The 17,317-nt window shown below is 72.5% G+C and carries 19 protein-coding genes; 13 read left to right on the top strand and 6 right to left on the bottom strand.

All coding sequences use genetic code 11. From position 1 onward, the window contains the following. Together ACIBVP_RS29950 and ACIBVP_RS29945 are read right to left on the bottom strand one after the other, a co-directional pair. Positions 1–351: a hypothetical protein gene (locus tag ACIBVP_RS29950; protein WP_396109715.1), complete on the bottom strand. Its 351-nt coding sequence runs from the start codon at positions 349–351 to the stop codon at positions 1–3. A 2-nt stretch (positions 352–353) separates the two neighbouring features. Then, positions 354–704 (bottom strand): YbaB/EbfC family nucleoid-associated protein, encoded by a 351-nt coding sequence (locus ACIBVP_RS29945; protein ID WP_396109714.1) that lies wholly within the window; start codon positions 702–704, stop codon positions 354–356. 95 nt (positions 705–799) lie between these two features. Between ACIBVP_RS29945 and mycP the strand changes: the two genes are divergently transcribed. Continuing rightward, complete coding sequence (mycP, locus tag ACIBVP_RS29940) at positions 800–2,071, top strand: type VII secretion-associated serine protease mycosin (RefSeq protein WP_396109713.1); 1,272 nt, start codon at positions 800–802, stop codon at positions 2,069–2,071. A gap of 55 nt (positions 2,072–2,126) precedes the next feature. On the opposite strand, the gene ACIBVP_RS29935 is transcribed toward mycP, so the two are convergent. Beyond that, positions 2,127–2,420 (bottom strand): hypothetical protein, encoded by a 294-nt coding sequence (locus ACIBVP_RS29935; RefSeq protein ID WP_396109712.1) that lies wholly within the window; start codon positions 2,418–2,420, stop codon positions 2,127–2,129. An 11-nt stretch (positions 2,421–2,431) separates the two neighbouring features. Next, positions 2,432–2,746: a hypothetical protein gene (locus tag ACIBVP_RS29930; RefSeq protein ID WP_396109711.1), complete on the bottom strand. Its 315-nt coding sequence runs from the start codon at positions 2,744–2,746 to the stop codon at positions 2,432–2,434. Positions 2,747–2,882: 136 nt separating this feature from the next. On the opposite strand from ACIBVP_RS29930, the gene eccCa reads away from it, so the two are divergent. The 6 genes from eccCa to ACIBVP_RS29900 all read left to right on the top strand — a co-directional run bounded on the left by eccCa (position 2,883) and on the right by ACIBVP_RS29900 (position 10,947). Continuing rightward, positions 2,883–6,848 carry a type VII secretion protein EccCa gene (eccCa, locus tag ACIBVP_RS29925; RefSeq protein WP_396109710.1) on the top strand — a complete coding sequence of 1,322 codons (3,966 nt, stop codon included), beginning with the start codon at positions 2,883–2,885 and terminating at the stop codon, positions 6,846–6,848. A gap of 60 nt (positions 6,849–6,908) precedes the next feature. Next, positions 6,909–7,250 (top strand): hypothetical protein, encoded by a 342-nt coding sequence (locus ACIBVP_RS29920; protein ID WP_396109709.1) that lies wholly within the window; start codon positions 6,909–6,911, stop codon positions 7,248–7,250. A gap of 3 nt (positions 7,251–7,253) precedes the next feature. Next, positions 7,254–8,633, top strand: a complete 1,380-nt coding sequence (locus ACIBVP_RS29915) for a hypothetical protein (protein ID WP_396109708.1) — start codon at positions 7,254–7,256, stop codon at positions 8,631–8,633. Between the two features lie 10 nt (positions 8,634–8,643). Then, positions 8,644–8,895 (top strand): hypothetical protein, encoded by a 252-nt coding sequence (locus ACIBVP_RS29910; protein WP_396109707.1) that lies wholly within the window; start codon positions 8,644–8,646, stop codon positions 8,893–8,895. 4 nt (positions 8,896–8,899) lie between these two features. Further along, positions 8,900–9,961 carry a hypothetical protein gene (locus tag ACIBVP_RS29905; protein WP_396109706.1) on the top strand — a complete coding sequence of 354 codons (1,062 nt, stop codon included), beginning with the start codon at positions 8,900–8,902 and terminating at the stop codon, positions 9,959–9,961. Between the two features lie 83 nt (positions 9,962–10,044). After that, on the top strand, positions 10,045–10,947 hold the full coding sequence (locus ACIBVP_RS29900) for a tetratricopeptide repeat protein (protein WP_396109705.1): 903 nt from the start codon (positions 10,045–10,047) through the stop codon (positions 10,945–10,947). Positions 10,948–10,950: 3 nt separating this feature from the next. Here ACIBVP_RS29900 and ACIBVP_RS29895 read toward each other — a convergent pair whose 3' ends face one another. Next, positions 10,951–11,568, bottom strand: a complete 618-nt coding sequence (locus ACIBVP_RS29895; RefSeq protein WP_396109704.1) for a TetR/AcrR family transcriptional regulator — start codon at positions 11,566–11,568, stop codon at positions 10,951–10,953. 44 nt (positions 11,569–11,612) lie between these two features. Here ACIBVP_RS29895 and ACIBVP_RS29890 point away from each other — a divergent pair, with 44 nt between their 5' ends. The 6 genes from ACIBVP_RS29890 (at position 11,613) to ACIBVP_RS29865 (ending at position 15,993) form a co-directional block, all read left to right on the top strand. Then, positions 11,613–12,032 (top strand): nuclear transport factor 2 family protein, encoded by a 420-nt coding sequence (locus ACIBVP_RS29890; protein WP_396109703.1) that lies wholly within the window; start codon positions 11,613–11,615, stop codon positions 12,030–12,032. An 8-nt stretch (positions 12,033–12,040) separates the two neighbouring features. Then, positions 12,041–12,850, top strand: coding sequence for an alpha/beta fold hydrolase (locus ACIBVP_RS29885; protein ID WP_396109702.1), 810 nt, complete (start codon positions 12,041–12,043; stop codon positions 12,848–12,850). Between the two features lie 109 nt (positions 12,851–12,959). Next, positions 12,960–13,835, top strand: coding sequence for a helix-turn-helix domain-containing protein (locus tag ACIBVP_RS29880; protein ID WP_396109701.1), 876 nt, complete (start codon positions 12,960–12,962; stop codon positions 13,833–13,835). Then, positions 13,832–14,989, top strand: a complete 1,158-nt coding sequence (locus tag ACIBVP_RS29875) for an FAD-binding oxidoreductase (RefSeq protein WP_396109700.1) — start codon at positions 13,832–13,834, stop codon at positions 14,987–14,989. Before ACIBVP_RS29880 ends, ACIBVP_RS29875 begins: the two co-directional genes overlap by 4 nt. A gap of 9 nt (positions 14,990–14,998) precedes the next feature. Further along, positions 14,999–15,613 carry a dihydrofolate reductase family protein gene (locus ACIBVP_RS29870; RefSeq protein ID WP_396109699.1) on the top strand — a complete coding sequence of 205 codons (615 nt, stop codon included), beginning with the start codon at positions 14,999–15,001 and terminating at the stop codon, positions 15,611–15,613. Beyond that, positions 15,610–15,993, top strand: a complete 384-nt coding sequence (locus tag ACIBVP_RS29865) for a PPOX class F420-dependent oxidoreductase (protein ID WP_396109698.1) — start codon at positions 15,610–15,612, stop codon at positions 15,991–15,993. Before ACIBVP_RS29870 ends, ACIBVP_RS29865 begins: the two co-directional genes overlap by 4 nt. Positions 15,994–16,004: 11 nt before the next feature. Here the strand turns inward: ACIBVP_RS29865 and ACIBVP_RS29860 are convergent, their stop codons facing one another. Further along, on the bottom strand, positions 16,005–17,228 hold the full coding sequence (locus ACIBVP_RS29860; RefSeq protein WP_396109697.1) for a cytochrome P450: 1,224 nt from the start codon (positions 17,226–17,228) through the stop codon (positions 16,005–16,007). Between the last annotated feature and the right edge of the window lie 89 nt (positions 17,229–17,317).

Below are 17,317 nucleotides of genomic sequence, written 5' to 3'. Positions count from 1 at the left end.
TCAGGACCGGAACCCGGCGGCGGACTCCTGTTCGGCGGCCCGGTAGGCGGCCACCTGCAGGTCGCCGTTGCCCGCCGCCTCGTCGATCATGCCCTTGAGGTCCGCGATGGCGACGTCCAGCCCGGGCTGTCCCGCCGCGCCCGCGCGCCACGGTCGGTAGGAGGCCATGAAGGTGTCGCTCAGATCGCCGCCCTTGCCCAGCTTGGCGGAGCAGTCGTCGATGTCCTTGACCGCGTTGAGGCGCGCCGCCTCGAAGGTGTCGCCGTGCGCGCGCAGCCCGCCGAGCGCCTGCGCCGTCGCGTCGATGTGCATGTCGACGACACCGTCGCCGTTGCTGTCGAAGCCTCCCACGACTACCTCCGGTCGAGTTGGTGCAGGAACGGGTCGAGCGTCAGGTCGGCGGTCTCCGCGGTCGCGTTCTCCGGCAGGAACTTCCTCGCGGCGGCGAACACCCGCTCGTCCGCCTGCCGGACCGCCGCGCGCACGGTGTCGGCGATCGTGGTCGCGAGGGACACCGAGTCCGGTGTCCGGTAGACCCGCGGATCCAGCCACAGCTCGACGAGCCGGCCGTGTCCGTCGACGGTCGCGGCCACCAGCCCGTCCGCGGAGTCGGCCGTCTCCCTGGTCTCGGCGATCACGCGTTGCAGTACCCGGACGTCCTCGGCGAGCTGTTCGTACCCGGCGATGATGCCCCGCTCGTCCATGTCGCCAGTATTGGTGGTACAGAAGGGCCGCCGAGGCCCTGGCCGCATGCGGCCACGACGCCACCGCGCGGATGTGCCGCCGCAGGATCTCCTGTGTGAAGCGATACGCGGCTCTGCTGACCACACTGGCGTCGCTCACGCTCGGCGCCGCACCGGCACACGCGGCACCACCGGCGGACGCCTGCCAGGACCCCGATCCCGCCCGGCCCGCGGTGACCGCACAGCCGTGGGCGCAGCAACTGCTTGCGCCACGCGAGGTGTGGCCGCACAGCCGCGGCGCGGGTGTGACGGTCGCGGTCGTCGACTCCGGTGTGGACGCCGACCACCCGCAGCTGCGGCGACGGGGAAAGGTGCTGGCGGGCAGGAACTTCGTCGACGCGAAGGCCATGCGGGGCAACTTCGACTGCGTGTCGCACGGCACCGGGGCGGCGGGCATCATCGCCGCGGACCCGGTGGCGGGCATCGGTTTCCACGGCATCGCGCCGGACGTGACGATCCTGCCGGTGCGGATCACCGCGCAGGACGTCGCCGAGAACGGCCAGTCGCTGCGCATCGACCTCGTCGCGCTGGCCGACGGGATCCGGTACGCGGTGGACGCAGGCGCCCGGGTGATCAACCTGTCGGTCGCGGGTTACGCGGACTTCCCCGGGATCCGCGCCGCGGTCGGGTACGCGGTGGCCAGGGACGTGGTCGTGGTGGCGGCGGTCGGCAACGGCCAGCAGCAGGACGCGGGCGAGCTGCCGTCGTTCCCGGCCGCGTACGACGGCGTGCTCGGTGTCGGCGGGATCGACATCGACGGGGCGCGCACGTCCACCTCGCAGATCGGCCCGTACGTCGACCTGGTCGCGCCGGGCGCCGGCGTGCTGACGGCCACGAGGGTCGCGGGCCACGCCTATCTCAACGGCACCAGCTACGCCGCGCCGTTCGTGTCCGCCACGGCCGCGCTCGTGCGGTCCGCCTGGCCGGACCTGACCGCGCCAGAGGTGATACGGCGGCTGGTCGCGACGGCGAGCCCGGCTCGGGGGGACGGCCGCGCCTACGGCGCGGGGGTCGTCAACCCGTACCGCGCGGTGACCGACGGGCTCGACCTGTCGGCACCGGCCGCGTTGCCCGCGTACGTCCCGGTGCCGCCGGACGAGGAGGCACTGGCCGACGCCGCCTGGCACGACCGTGCGGGCACCGTCGCGACGTGGGCGGCGGTCGCGATCCTGGGCGGGATCGCGCTGGCCGTGCTCACGGGAGCGACCGTCCCACGTGGCCGGCGGCGGCGCTGGCGGCCCGCGGTGGCCGCACCGCTGCCGGACCGGCCCGCCGTCGTCGAACCACCGGAGCAGATGTTCCTGGTGGACGAGAACCGGGCGCGGTAGGAACAAAAGCGGGCGCCGGCACTGTTCCCAGTGCCGGCGCCCGCGGTCGGACCCGTCAGAACAGACGCTTGCAGTAGGACACGACATCGACCGCGATGTGCCCGGCGTCGTTGTGGGCGAGCTTGTGCATGTCATGGCCGTCAGCCTGGCTGTTGCCCAGCTTCTTGTTGTGCTCGGCACCCATCAGTGCCTCGTCGTAACCGTCGCCGAAGTACTCGCGCATGTACATCACGTCCTGGAACCCGGCATCGGTGGCGTCCCGGAGTTGGTTCGCGTACTCCCCCTGCCTCCTGCCCTGTTCGAAGGCCTCGTTCACCCTGACCGAGTAGCGGCTGTCTCCGCCGATCATCAGCTACCTCCTCAGGAGCCCTGGTTGAAGTTCTGGAAGAACCTGCTGACCGACTCGTCCTGCGCCCCGGCCATCCGGTGCGACACGGTCTGCATGTCGTCGTCCCACCTCGTCTGCGCCGGAGCGAGGTGCGACACGTGGGTCGTGTTCAGCCCGTCGCGGGCGTCCTGGCTCGCGTACTTCACGCCACCGGCGTAGGCGCTCTCCGCCGCCGCGACGTCCTGCGCGAACTGGGATGCCCGCAGGGCGGACATGTCCTCGTGCCCGCTCCGAACGCGGCTCATGAGGTTGCCCATGTTGTCGAAGTCGAAATTGGCGAACGTCATAGTGGTGACTCCCTCCTGTTTCTGACTGCCGGAGTTGTCCACCTCGCACGCTAGGTCGGCACGACCCGGTGCTACCGGGACGGCACCTTGCTGCCACCGCGGAAGTACGGCCCGTCCGTCCCGCACGATCGGTGACGTGGCGACACTCGTGGTGAAACGACCGGTCCGGCGACCCGCGCCGGACATGCCCGGTGGGGAGCTGATCCTGCAGGCCCCGCCGGAGATCCCGGCACCGCCCGCACGGCAGTGGGCGCAGCTGCTCACGGTGCTGCCGATGGTGGCCATGATGGCGGCGATGCTGGTCATGTACTCCGGCTCCATGACCGGGTCCATCCGCTTCGTCATCTACGGGCTGATGGGTGTCGGCATGCTGGGCATGGTCGCGATGGGGCTGTTGCAGGGCGGTGGCCCGAGCAAACGGGAGATGGGCCACGCCCGCCGCAAGTACCTGCGCGACCTCGCGCAGCACCGGTTGCGCGTGCGGCGTGCCGTACGCCGCCAGCGCACCGTGATGGCCTACCTGCACCCGGCTCCGGCGCAGCTGTGGTGGCTCGCGGCCAGTTACCGGCTGTGGGAACGGCGGCGCGACGACCCGGACTTCGGCGTCGCACGGATCGGCACCGGCGCGCTCGCCCCGGCGATGACGCTCATCGCACCGGACACCAAGCCGCTGGAGGACCTCGAACCGTTGTCGGCGCTCGCGCTGCGCCGGTTCCTCGTCACCCACGCCACCGTCGACCGGCTCCCGATCGCCGTGGCGGTCACCGGGTTCAACCGGATGTACCTGCGCGGCGACCGGGTCGCCGCGCTCGGCCTCGCCCGCGCCCTGCTCGGTCAGCTCGCCACGCTGCACGCGCCGGACGACCTGCGGATCGCCGTGTGCGTGGGCGCCGACCAGCGCGCCGACTGGGAGTGGGTCAAGTGGCTGCCGCACGCGTTGCACCCGGAACGCGCCGACGCGCTCGGCCCGCTGCGCCTCGTCACGCCGACGATCCCGGCGCTGGAGTCGGTGGTGGAGGAGGAACTGGCCAAGCGGCCGCGGTTCGACCCCGAGACCGACGTCCGGGTCGCCGGACCGCACCTGGTGGTCGTGGTCGACGGCGGCTCGGTCGCCGGGTCCGGCCTGCTGATGTCCGGCGGCGGTGTCGAGGGCGTGACGGTGGTCGACATGACCACGGCACCCCCGAAGACGCTGGACCGGACGTCGGTCGTGCTGGCCGTCGACGCGGCCGGTGCGCTGACCAGCGAGACGACCGACGGCGAGACCGAACTGGGGCTGGCGGACGAGTTCGACAAGCCGTCCGCGGCGGGACTCGCCCGCCAGCTCGCCCCGCTGCGGCTGACCGCGGGCATGCGTGGCGACGCCCCGATGACCACCGAGCTCGGTCTCGCGGAACTGCTCGAACTCGGCGACCCGTACTCGTTCGACCCGGACGACACGTGGGTGCCCCGGCCCAACCGGGAGCGCCTGCGCGTGCGGATCGGCATCCGGCCGGACGGCACGCCGATCGAGCTGGACCTCAAGGAGTCCGCGCAGGACGGCATGGGTCCGCACGGTCTGCTCATCGGGGCAACGGGTTCCGGCAAGTCCGAGCTGCTGCGCACGCTGGTGCTGGCGCTCGCGGTCACGCACCCGCCGAGCTCGCTCAACTTCGCGCTCGTGGACTTCAAGGGCGGCGCCACGTTCACCAGGCTGGACCGGCTGCCGCACACCAGTGCCGTGATCACCAACCTCGCCGACGAGCTGCACCTGGTGGACCGGATGACCGACGCCATCAACGGTGAGCTGATCCGCCGCCAGGAACTCCTGCGCGCGGCGGGCAACTTCGCGTCGTTGCGCGACTACGAGAAGGCCCGCGCGGCTGGCGCGCCGCTGCCCGAGGTGCCGACGCTGCTGGTGATCTGCGACGAGTTCTCCGAGCTGCTCAGCGCCAAGCCGGACTTCATCGACCTGTTCGTCCAAATAGGACGTGTCGGCCGGTCGCTCGGCGTGCACCTGCTGCTCGCCTCGCAGCGGCTCGACGAGGGCCGGTTGCGCGGCCTGGAAAGCCACCTGTCGTACCGGATCGGCCTGCGCACGTTCTCCGAGCTGGAGAGCCGCGCCGTGCTCGGCGTCAGCGACGCGTTCTCCCTGCCCCGCGCGCCGGGCCACGGGTTCCTCAAGACCGACAACACCCAGCTCGACCGGTTCCGCGCGGCGTACGTGTCCGGTGTGTACGAACAGCACACGGGCGACGGCACCGACGTGGCCGCACCGGACCAGCTGGTGCTGCACGACTACACCACCGCGTACGTCGCCGCCGACCCGGCGGCGGACTCCGACGAGAGCGAGGCGGCGGACGACCCGGACGACCGCGTCGGCGAGACGCTGCTGGACATCCTGGTCGACAGGCTGACCGGCAGGGGCACGGCCGCGCACCAGGTGTGGCTGCCGCCGCTGGACGACGCGGTCACCCTGGACGCGTTGCTCGGCACCCCGCACGAGGACGCCGAACGCGGGCTCACCGCCGGCCAGGCGGGCACGCTGCGGCCGGTGCTCGGGCTGGTGGACCGGCCGTACGAGCAGCGCCGCGACCCGCTGGTGCTCGACCTGTCCGGCGCCGCCGGGCACGTGCTGGTCCTCGGCGGTCCGCAGTCGGGCAAGAGCACCGCGATCCGCGCGCTCATCACGAGCCTCGCGCTCACCCACACGCCACGCGAGGTGCAGTTCCACTGTCTCGACTTCGGCGGCGGCACACTCGCCGCGCTCGACGACCTGCCACACGTGAGCGGGGTGGCCGGGCGGCTCGCCACCGGCGCGGTGCGGCGGACCGTCGCCGAGGTGGCGACCATCCTGACGGAACGGGAACGCCTCTTCGCCGCGCACGGCATCGACAGCATCGGCACCTACCGCCGCATGCGGGCAGCGGGCCAGTTCGCCGACCAGCCGCACGGGGACGTGTTCCTGGTGGTCGACGGCTGGCTGACCCTGCGCAACGAGTTCGAGGGTCTCGAGGAGACGGTCGGCGACATCGCCGCGCGCGGCCTGTCCTACGGCGTGCACGTGGTCGCCGGCGTCTCCCGCACGTTCGACCTGCGGATGAACGTGCGCGACCTGTTCACCAGCAAGGTGGAGTTGCGCATCGCCGACCCCATCGACTCGCTGATCGACCGCAAGGCGGCGATGAGCGTGCCCACCGGGAAACCGGGCCGGGGACTCGGCATGTCCGGGCACCAGGTGCTGGTGGCGCTGCCCAGGATCGACGGGGCCACGACCACCGAGGACCTCGCGGACGGTGTCGCGGCACTCGTCGGCGCGGTGGCCACGGCGTGGCGGGGTGAACGCGCGCCGCGGGTGCGCCTGCTGCCGGGCACGGTCCCGGTCGGCGACCTGCCCGCGACCGACGAGCTGACCGGCGCCGACGCCGGGCTCGCGATCGGCATCCGTGAGCAGGACCTGGCCCCGGTCCGGCTCAACTTCGCCGAGGACCCGCACTTCTTCGTGCTGGCCGACACGCAGTGCGGCAAGACGGCGTTCCTCCGGCAGCTGGCCGGGCGGATATGCCAGGCGTATACCCCGGACGAGGCCCGCATCGTGCTGGTCGACCACCGGCGCGGGCTGCTCGGCGAGATCAGCGAGGACTACCTGCTGGGCTACGGCACCAACGACACGCACAGCCGCGACCTGCTCGCGCAGGTGGCCGACGCGATGACCCAGCGGCTGCCCGGCCCGGACGTCACCCCCGAGCAGCTACGGGCCCGCAACTGGTGGCAGGGACCGAGGATCTTCGTGCTGGCCGACGACTACGACATGATCGCCACGCACAAGGAGCACCCGTTCATGTCGTTGCTGCCGCTGGCCGCCCAGGGCGCGGACATCGGCCTGCACGTCGTGCTGGCCCGCCGTTCGGGTGGCGCGGGCCGCGGGTTGTTCGAGCCGTTCCTCGCCCGGCTCCGCGAGGTCGGCACGGCGGGGCTGATGATGTCCGGCGACCGCGACGAAGGCCCCCTGCTCGGCGGCATGCGTCCCCAGGTGCTGCCGCCCGGCCGGGGCTGGCTGGTGGACCGCCGCGGCGGCAAGGACCTCGTCCAGCTCGCGTGGCAACCCCCGATGGCCGTTTGAGGTCAGCTCCGAAAACGGCTCTGTTGACGTGTTTCTCTCTATCCGACAGGAGGTGCGCGCATGAGCGACGACCCGGACATGAAAACGGACCTGATGAGCGGGATCCAGAACCTGTCCGTTCCGGATCTCGCGGGTTTGGGGCGAGCCGCCCCGCGGGCTTCCTGCGACCCCGGTGTGCACTCGTGTGGCGCACTGGTCACCGAGGACCTGGTGGCCACCACCGTGTTGCACGAGTACCTCACCTGGATGCGGCAGGACTTCACCGCGTACCGGGACTTCGCGAGAAGCTCCGTGCAGGTCTACCTGAACGGCCAGTCACTCACCGAGCAGGAGTTCAGGTCCCACTTCGCCGGGCTCCCCTCCGTCGACCCCGCTCTCCACGATCCGGCGCCGGAAGGGTGACGCATGCCGACGACGTACGAGCGGATACATCCGGACGACCAGCTGGCGATGCTGGACGCGGAAGCCGGTCACCTGCGGAGCCTGCACGAGGGTGCCGACATGTGGGTCAACGCCATGAGCCTTCTCGCCAGGCACACCCAGGAGCTGGCGCTGCGGAAGGAGGCCGTGGCGGTCGCGTGGACCGACGTGGCGGGCTCGTTGTTCGTCGCCGAGCTGCACAAGTGCGTGACACAGCTGGAAGCCTGCAAGGACGCCATCTTCGAGTCGGGTGTCAGCTGGAAGATGACGTGGCTGTCCGTCACACACGGCCTTGTGCGTGAAGAGGTGCGCAAGGTGTGCGAGCGGTACAAGGCCATCCGCGACGCGGGCGAGGACAGCACGGCGGAGTTCCTCGCGCACTGCTCGGAAGCCGGGATGCACACGGCGAGGTTCGATCACGAGTACCACTCGGTCATCCAGGCCATGCGCACGGCCCGAGACGCCCTGCGCTGGTACGGACCAAGGATCGCGGTGGACGGCACCGGTGGTCCCGGTGGTCCGGGAGGCCCCGCCACGAGCGGCTCCCCCACGAGCGCGGGCACCGGTGACCCGGTGTCGGCGCAGCCGCGGTCCCCGGCGGAAACACCCGCGCCCGAAACAGCGGGCGAACAACCGGATCTGTCCGAGGCGCTCAGCGCCGCGAGCGACGCGCTGGGTGCGGCGGAAGGCTTGCTGGGCGGTGGCATGCAGGTGCCGGAACCGATCTCCCCCGGGGACCTCGGCTTCGGCGACGTCCCGTCCGCGAACTACGCGAACCACGCGCCGACCGGCGGGTTGCCGACGCTCGCCGGGCTCGACGCGGGCGCGTCCTTCGCCGGTGGCATCGGTGGCGCCGGGCCGACGGCCGTGGCAGGTCCCGACACGGGTGGCGCCGTCGGCGCGGGCAACGCGCCCGTACCGGGTGGCTTCGCGGCGACGGCCGCGGGCAGGCCGGTGAGCGGCGCGCCGATGATGCCGCCGATGCACCCGCCGAACGCGGGCGCGGGCGCCGCACGGTCCGCGAGCGCGATCAGGTCGGGCGACAGCGATCGTCGGGTGGCCGCGGCCCGGCCGCGCCCACGCGCGGCGGGCCAGGCCGTGACCCCGGGCATCGCGCTGACCGGCCGGGCGGGTGCCGCCGCACCCAAACCCGCCGCACGGCGTGAGTGGGACAGCGCCAACGACTCATTGCAGGTGCTCGACGAGAACCTGTGGCTGGTGAATCCGCAGGAGGAGGAGACCCATGGACAAGATCGACGGGGATCCGGCCGCGATGGCCGCGACCGCGCGACAGCTCACCCCGCCGCCGATGCCGGGCTCGTTGGGCCGGGTAGGCGCGCCGATCAACCCCCCGGGGCTCGTTGAGGGCCTGGCGATGTCCATCGTGGACAAACTGGCGTCGGTGGCCTCCGTGAACAAGATGAACAAGGTCACCACTGACATCGTCACCCACGCGTCGGACATCCACCGGGTCTCGCTGGAGTACAGCTGGGCCGACCTCACCTCGGCCGCCGGGTTCGTCGGCGCGTCGGCCAAGGTCGCCAACCAGGGGCTGAGCCTGGTCAGGACCGTGACCGGCGCCGGTGCCGCGGCGACGCCGGAGGCCACCGAAACCGGAAAGGACTGACGGCATGCCCATCCCCTACAACATGCTGCCGATGGAGATGCTCGTCGCGATGAGCAGCGCCGAGGCCGCGAACGCGCCGGGCTACGTCGACGCGGCTCGCATGTGGACGGACGTGCGCACGTGGATCGACAGCGCGCGCACCGAGCTGCGCAACCGGTCGGAGTCCCTGCTGCCGCACTGGCAGGACGCGGCCGCGCAGGAGTGGGCGACGAAGGTCCAGGCCGAAGACGCCGACCTCGCGGGCTGGGCGGCACGGATCGACGCCGCGCAGCCGTCGGCGACGCTCACCACGCTCGCGGGCGCGATCACCCGCACCAACCAGGAGGTCCTCGCGCTGCACGGGCAGTACATGGCCGCCCTGTCCAACCCGCTGACCGCGTGGGCGGCGCTCGGTTTCCAGCAGGCGGCGGGGGCGGTGATGACGGCGCTGGGGGCGCAGTTCGAGGTGGCCATCGCGAAGACCGCGTCGGCGGCCGGGGTCGAGGCGCCCGACATCCCGCGGGTGGAGATCAAGCCGTCGGCCGAGGGGAACACGCCCGAGGACGCGATCAAGGCGCTGACCGCCACCTCCGACGCGATGTCCGAACTGCAGACCCTGGCCACCACGCTGGGGTTCGGCCAGAGCTCCGCGGGCGGGGGCGGTGACCTCGCGGACTACGCGGGTGGGCTGCCGTCGCTCGCCGGTCTGAACCCCACCGTGCCGTCCGGCGCCACGCTCACGTCCGGCGCCGCGCCCGGCGCGGGCACCGCGCCGACGCTGTCCGGGATGTCCCTGCCGTACGGCACCCTCGGCGGCGCCGGTTTCCCGGCGACGGCGAAACCCCTGGCCGCGAAGCGCGCCCCGGTGGCGGCCGCCGACATCGCGCCGGGGGTGAGCACACCCGCCGCCGCGACGGCCAGGGCGGGCGCGGTGCCGCCGATGATGCCGCCGATGGCGGGCCAGGCCGCGGGCGCCGCCGTGCGACCGGGACCGGCGAGCACCGTCCCGACGGGACGGTCCCGCACGGCGAAGAAGCAGGCGGACGCGTCGCACGCCGTGCCCGCGGACCTGCGCGGGCGCGGGTGAAAGCTCCGCCGGACGTGATGCCGCCCCGTCACGTCCGGCGGTTTCCACCCGCGGTGATCATCCGGCATGAGAAGGTGGGGCCCGTGAACGCACCGAGCTACGAGGCCATGGCGCGGCTGCGCAACGATCCCGGCGCGAGCGGTGGCGACCTGTTCACCGCGGCGAAGGAGCTGCGCGACAGCTTCGTCCGCGGCGAACACCTCATGGGGTTGCTGCCGCAGGACGCGCCCGACGTGCTCGTCGACGGCCTCGAACGCGCCGGGCGGGCCGGGATCGTGGACGCGTGGCTCGAACTCGGCAAGCTCCTCGCGTACGGCTGCGCGCCGTGGGCGCCCTACCCGGAACAGGACGTCTCCGCGTCGGTCGCCGCGTACCAGGAGGCCGACCGGGCCGGCTCGCTCGCCGGTGCGCTCGCGTGGATCAGGATCGCCTACTACGCGCGCAGCGACGCGCACGAGCAGGCCGCGGCGCGGCGGCTCGACGACCTGCTGGCCGCCGCCCCGGACGACGCCGAGGTGCTGCTGCTGTACGGCTACCTGCGCCACCAGGGCTACGGCCACCCCGCCGACCCGGCCACCGCCGTGCCCTACCACCGGGCGGCCGCCGAGCGCGGCAACGCCGACGCGGCGTTCGAGATGAGCGTCATCTACGGCACCGGCAGCGGCGTGCCCGCGGACCAGGACGAGTCGCGGCGGTGGACGTTCCGTGCCGCCGAGCTGGGCAGCGTGCGGGCCATGGGCAACCTCGGTGGCATGTTCGCCACGGGCCGCGGCGTCGAGCAGAACCCGGTCACCGCGCTCGAGTGGTACGCGAAGGCCGCCGACGCCGGGCACCCGAGGAGCGCGTTCACGGCGGGCGTGATGTGCCTGACCGGTGACAGCGGCCTGCCCGTCGACGAGGACCGGGCTGCGACGTTCTTCGCCACGGCCGAGGAGCTCGGCGTCGACGTGGACGACGAGCTCGACCTGATGGGCCTGTCCCGGTAGCGCTCAGGCGCGGCGCAGGCCCCAGCTCACCAGGTCCGCGGCCAGTGACAGCAGCTCGGCGAGGCCCTGTTCGTCCTCGCGCAGGTCGTCGGGCCGCCACGCGAGGCTGATCACCCCGTTCCAGCTCGCCCACAGCACGGTCGCCGCGCGGCGGGCGTCGACCGGGCGGATCGTGCCGTCGGCGACACCGCGTTCGATCGCGGCGGTCATGCGTGCGTTCTGCTCGTCGACACGGCGGGCGAGGCGTGCCGCGGTCTCGGCGGCCGCCGCGTAGTTGCCGAGCGGGGCCGGGAAGGCGAGCATCCGGAAGAACTGCGGCTGTTCCATGGCGAACCGCAGGTACTGCTCCGCCGCGGCCCGCAGCTGGTCGACCGGCGAGCGCTCCGGCGTGTAGGCGCGGTCCATGTACTCGCGGTCGACGTCCAGCGCCCGGTCGATCACCGCGGCGTGCAGCCCGGCCTTCGAGCCGAAGCTGTTGTAGATCGAGCCGACCGCGACACCGGCGCGCTCGGCGATCTCCTCGACCGTCACCTCCTCGACAGGCCGGGCCGCGAACACCTCCTCGGCCGCCGCGAGCAGCGCGTCGATCGTCCGTTGTCTGCGTGGGTCGCGTGCCTTCACGTGGTACATTCTTGCAATCGTTGCAAGAACCGTGGGAGGTGACCATGGACGACGCCGCTGACCTGGTCGAACGGTTCACGAAGGCCTGGCAGGCGATGGACCCCGACGCGTTCACGCCGCTGTTCCGCCCGGACGTGCACCTGGTCCACCCGCTCGAACCGAACACGCGCGGCGTCGACGAGGCCCGCGCGTTCATGACGCGGACCATGACCCTGATCCCCGACCTGCGCTACGACGTCCAGGGGTGGGCGAGCGGCTCCGGGCAGGTGCTGATCTGGGGTCGTCTGTACGGCACGCTCGCCGGGCGGCCCGTCGAGTGGCCGCTGGTCGACCGCATCACCCTCGCCGACGGGCTGATCGCGCGGCGGGTCGCCTACTTCGACCCGCTGGTGGTGATCGGCGCCGTGCTCCGGCGGCCGAGGGCGTGGCTGCCCTACCTCCGCGGCCTGCTGCGCAGGCGGTGACGCGCTCGGTGCGGGTCGACGGCGCCCGCCTCGCCTACGTGGAACTCGGTGACCCGGCCGCGGAGCCGGTCGTGCTGCTCCACGGCTACCCCGCCAACCACCGCTCGTGGCGCCACCAGCTGCCCGCGCTCGCCGAGCACCGACGCGTACTCGCGCTCGACTGGCTCGGCTGGGGCGCGTCGGAACGCCGTACCGACCTGCGTTTCGACTACGACACCGAGGTGGCCCGGCTCGGCCGCGCGCTCGACGCGCTGGGGCTCGACGCGTGCGACCTGTTCGCCCACGACTACGGCGGTTTCCTCGCACTCGGCCTCGCACAACGACATCCGGCCCGCGTGCGGCGGCTCGCGATCCTGAACAGCCGCGCACACCGGACGTTCGTCCCCGCCTGGTACGCGGCCTTCTCGCTGGTCAGCCTGCTGGGCCGCACACCGCTGGGCAGGCTGCTCCCGTTCGCGAGGATCAACCGGCTCGGCCTGCGCAAGCAGGTGCGCGACGGCGTCGTCGACGAGGAGACACTGGCGTCCTGTCTGGACTGGATGTCCACAGCGGACGGTGCGCGGTGGCTGGCGCACTACTTCGGCGACTACCGGGTCCCGGCCCGCGCCGACCTCGCCGCCGGTCTCGGCACGATCCGGTGCCCCACCGCGATCATCTGGGGCGCCGCCGATCCGTACCTGCGCACGAGCATCGCCGAGGAGCTCGCCGAGGGCATCCCCGCCGCCGACCTCACGCTGCTCGGCGGCGTCGGTCACTTCGTCATGGAGGAGGCCCCGGACGCCGTCCTGACCGCGCTGCGGGAACTCCTCGCGCGGTAGGCGGCTCAGGTGTCCGGCAGGGGTCGCGGGGCAGGCGCCCGAACCGGGCGAGCACGTCGGCGCGGGTGCGTGGCTTGACGTCGTCGCGCTGACGCGCTTCGGTGCGGTGGTGGCCGAGTCCTACGTCGAGCGCCCACCGCTGCCCGCGCTGGCGGGTGTGGTGCGGACGGTGTGGGTCCAGCGCACCGGCGCGGCGCCCTACGTGCAACGGCACCTGCCGACGGGCGGGGTCGAGGTCCACTTCCCGATCGGCGGCCGCCCCCAGCTGGTCGGGCCGCTGACCCGGCCGGAGATCGAGGTCATCCCGCCGCACACGACGATCGTGGGCGCGCGGTTCCAGCCGGGAACCGCGCCGCCGCTGCCGACGGTGCTCGACGACCTGGTCGACCAGCGCCTCGGCCTGACCGACCTGTGGGGCCGCAGGGTGGACCGGCTCGTCGAGGCGATGGCGGTCGTGCCGCCGGAGCGGGCGCTGTCGGTGCTGCAGACCCACCTCGTGGCGGAGTTCCGCCGCACGGCACGGCTGGACCCGCTGGTGGGCGAGGCCGTGCGGGCGCTGATGCCGTGGCACCCGGTCAACATCGACGCCCTGGCCGGTCACCTCGCGCTGTCGCCGAGCCAGCTGCGGCGCCGCTGCCTGCACGCGGTGGGGGTGAGTCCGAAGGTCCTGCAGCGCACGCTGCGGTTCCAGGGTTTCCTGGCGCTGGCGCAGGCGGGCGCGACCGCGTCGGGCAGGCGGGGTGAGGACGGCGTGGCGGGCCTCGCGATCGACGTCGGGTACGCCGACCAGGCGCACCTGAGCCGCGAATGCCTCCGCCTGACCGGGGTCACCCCGCGCGCGCTCCTCGGCGGCGACATCGACCGGTGTGCCTGCGGGCACGAGCACTCCGCGTCGTACCGGCCGTTCCTCGCCACCCGCGGTCTGGCCCCTGCGCGATTCGTTCAAGACCGGGCCGGTCCGCCGCTCCTAGTGTCGAGGGTGTGAACGTCCTCCTGTGCCGCTCCGTCCCGGACGTGGTCCGCGCGATCACGCACGCGGCGGCGACCGGCGAGCACCTGGTCCCCCGCGGCGGCGGGCACTGCTTCGCGAACCGGTCCACCACGGACGGCACCGCGCTCGACATGTCCGGACTGGACACGATCTCCGTCGCGGACGACGGGGTCGCCACGATCGGCGCAGGCGCCCTGCTGGCGCAGGTCTACGAGGCGCTGCACACCCACGGCCGGACGCTGCCCGCCGGGTGCGGCCCGACCGTCGGCGTCGCGGGCCTCACCCTCGGCGGCGGCATCGGTCTGCTGGGGCGCGAGCACGGGCTGACGTGCGACCGCCTCGTGGGCGCGGAGGTCGTGCTCGCCGACGGCAGCGTCGTGACGTGCGACGACGAACGCGAACCCGACCTGTTCTGGGCTCTGCGTGGCGCGGGCGGCGGCCAGTTCGGCGTGGTCACCTCGCTGCGGTTCGACACGGTTCCCGAGCCGCTGACCACTCGGGTCGAGGCGGTGCTGACGGACGTGGACGTGGCCGAGCTGGTCACCGCCTGGCAGTCGTGGGCGCCGGACGCCCCGGACGAGGTCACCGTCAACCTGACACTGGAGTCCGGGAACGCCCGTCTCTTCGGCGCCACCACGCTGGGCGAGCACCCGACCCGCGAGCTGCTGCGCGAGCTGACGCCCGCCGCGGTCGACCTGCGCCCCGGCCTGCCGTACCACCGGCTCAAGCACACCTTCGCCGACCCGCGCGAGGCCGACCCCACCCGGATGCGGTCGGAGTTCTTCTCCCGCCCACTGTCCGACCGCACGCTCGCCGAACTCCTGGCGCCCCTGGCACATCCCGGCAGGCAGCTGACGTTCACCGCGATGGGCGGCGCCTACAACCGGGTCGCCGAGGACGCGACGGCGTTCGCCCACCGCGGCGAACGCTTCCTGCTGGAACACATCGCCGCACCGGCCGACGACTGGCTCGACCGGTCCTGGGCGACCGCGCACAGCGAGGGGTCCGGCCGCGTCTACCCGAACTTCCCGGACCCCGCGCTGGACGACTGGGCCACGGCGTACCACGCCGGCAACCACGCGCGGCTGACGACGGTCAAGAAGTCCTACGACCCCGACCGGTTCTTCGACTTCCCCCAAGCCATCTGAAGGAGACCCATGAGCAAGGTTCTCGGCTCCCACGCCGTGTCCGTGGACGGCTACATCAGCGGCCGCACCCCCGCGGGCGTCGACGAGTTCGGTCGCGGCCTTGGCGACGCCCCGATGCTGTTCGACTGGTACTTCGACGGCGACACCCCGAGCCAGGTGTTCGACGGCTTCACGCTGAGCGAGCAGAGCGCCCGCGTCTTCGACCGGCTCGCCGCCCGCGTCGGCGCGATGGTGGCGGGCCGCACCACCTACGAACACTCCAGCCACTTCGGCGGCGGCAGCCCGCACCCGACCGCGCCGCTCGTCGTGCTCAGCCACCGCCCGGCCCCGGAGAACAGCGAGAAGCAGATCTTCGCCACGACCATCGAGGACGCGATCGCCGCGGCCCGCGACGCCGCCGGCGGCAGGGACGTCGGCGTGATGGGCGGCGCCCTCACGGCCGCGCTGGCCGCGGACCTGGTCGACGAGCTGGTCCTGCACCAGGTCCCCGTGCTGCTGGGCGCGGGCCACAGCTTCTTCCAGACCCTGCCGGAACACGTCCGCCTGCGCCTGGTCGAGGCCGTCCCCGCACCCGGCGTCACCCACCTGCACTACGAGGTGCTCCACCGAGGAGGAACACGATGATCGAGCCAGCCGTACGCCGTGTACTGGACGGCACCCCGATCGCCCACGTGGCGACCGTCCTGCCGGACGGCTCGCCCCACACGGTTCCGCTGTGGATCGGCACAGAAGGCGACCGGATCGTCTTCTTGACCGGCCCCACCACCCGCAAGGCACGCAACCTGCGTCGCGACCCCCGCGTGGCCCTGTCCATCGCGCCACCGGACAACCCGTTCGAGCCGGTGGTCATCCGCGGCCGGGCCGTCGATTGGCTGGACGGCGAGGAGGCGTGGCGGATCATCGACCGCCTGTCCGAGAAGTACATCGGCGCCCCGTACTCCCGCGAGCTCGACCGGATCGTGGTCGTGATCGAACCCGAACACCAGACCATCGGCGTCGGCTGATTCCAGTCCTTTCAGGACGACACCGTCCACGTGACCGGCAGCTCGTGCACGCCGTAGATGTTCATGTCCGACTTGACCCGCACCTCGTCCGCCGGGACCGCGAGCGCGAGATCCGGAAACCGTCGCAAGAGCCCCGCGAACCCGGCACGCATCTCGATCCGCGCCAGCTGCTGCCCGAGGCACTGGTGGACGCCGTGCCCGAACGACAGGTGCCCGCGCGCCTGGCGGTGGATGTCCAGTTCGTCCGCGTTCTCGAAGCGCCGCGGGTCGCGGTTGGCGGCCAGCAACGACACGACGACCGTCGACCCCGTGCCGATCGTCTCGCCGCCCAGCTCGACGTCCTCGGTGGCGTAGCGGTAGAAGATGTCCGCGATCGACAGGTAGCGCATGAGTTCCTCGACCGCGCCCGGCATCAGGTCCGGGTCGTCGCGCAGCTCGGCCAGCTGCTCGGGGTGCTCCAGCAGCGCGAAGGTGCCGAGCGCCAGCATGTTGGCCGTGGTCTCGTGGCCGGCGAGCAGCAGCAGGAACGCGGCACCGGTCAGCTCCTCGATCGTGAGGTCGTCGTGGCGGGCCAGGTCGGACAGGATGTCCTCGCCGGGTTCGGCGCGCTTGCTCGTGACCAGTTCGGTGAGGTAGCCCGTCAACGCGCCCAGCGCGCCCATCTTCTCCTCGATCGTCTGGTCCTTCACCAGGAACTGCGCGGAGTTGGCCTGGAAGTTCTCCCGGTCGGCGTACGGGACACCGAGCAGCGCGCAGATCACCAGCGACGGCACCGGCAGCGCGAACTCCGTCACCAGGTCCACCGGCGGGGTGAGGCTCGCCAGGTGATCCACCTGCCGCTCCGCGATCTCGACGATCTGCTCCTCGAGCGCCTTCATCCGCTTGACGGTGAACGCGCCCGTGAGCCGCTTGCGCAGCCGGGTGTGGTCCGGCGGGTCCATCGAGATGAACACGCCCGGCATCTGCGGCGACGGTTCGGTGGCCGCGGGCATGCCGGGGGTCTCGTACGGCACGTGGACGACGTCGAGGTCCAGGCGCGAGCTGAACCGGGTGTCCGCCATGAGCGCGCGGACCTCGTCGTAGCCGGTGACGAACCAGCCCTCGTGCCCGTCGGGGAAGAGCAACGGGCTGACCGGGCGGGCGGCGCGCAGCCGCGTGATCTCACTGGGCGGGTCGAAGGGGCCCGCGTCGCGGTCCATGGGCAGGCCGTTCGGGACGGGCACGGTCTGAGTCACCGGAGTTCCTTCCGTGGTGGTTGCGAAACTCACGCTCGCGGAGCGGACTGACACGCACCTGACACGGCGCGGACACGTGGCACACTCGC

The organism is Actinophytocola sp. NPDC049390 (assembly GCF_044466355.1).
GTDB lineage: Bacteria > Actinomycetota > Actinomycetes > Mycobacteriales > Pseudonocardiaceae > Actinophytocola.
The sequence above is the reverse complement of the archived record's forward strand: the minus strand, read 5'-3'. Positions and strand labels throughout refer to the sequence as shown.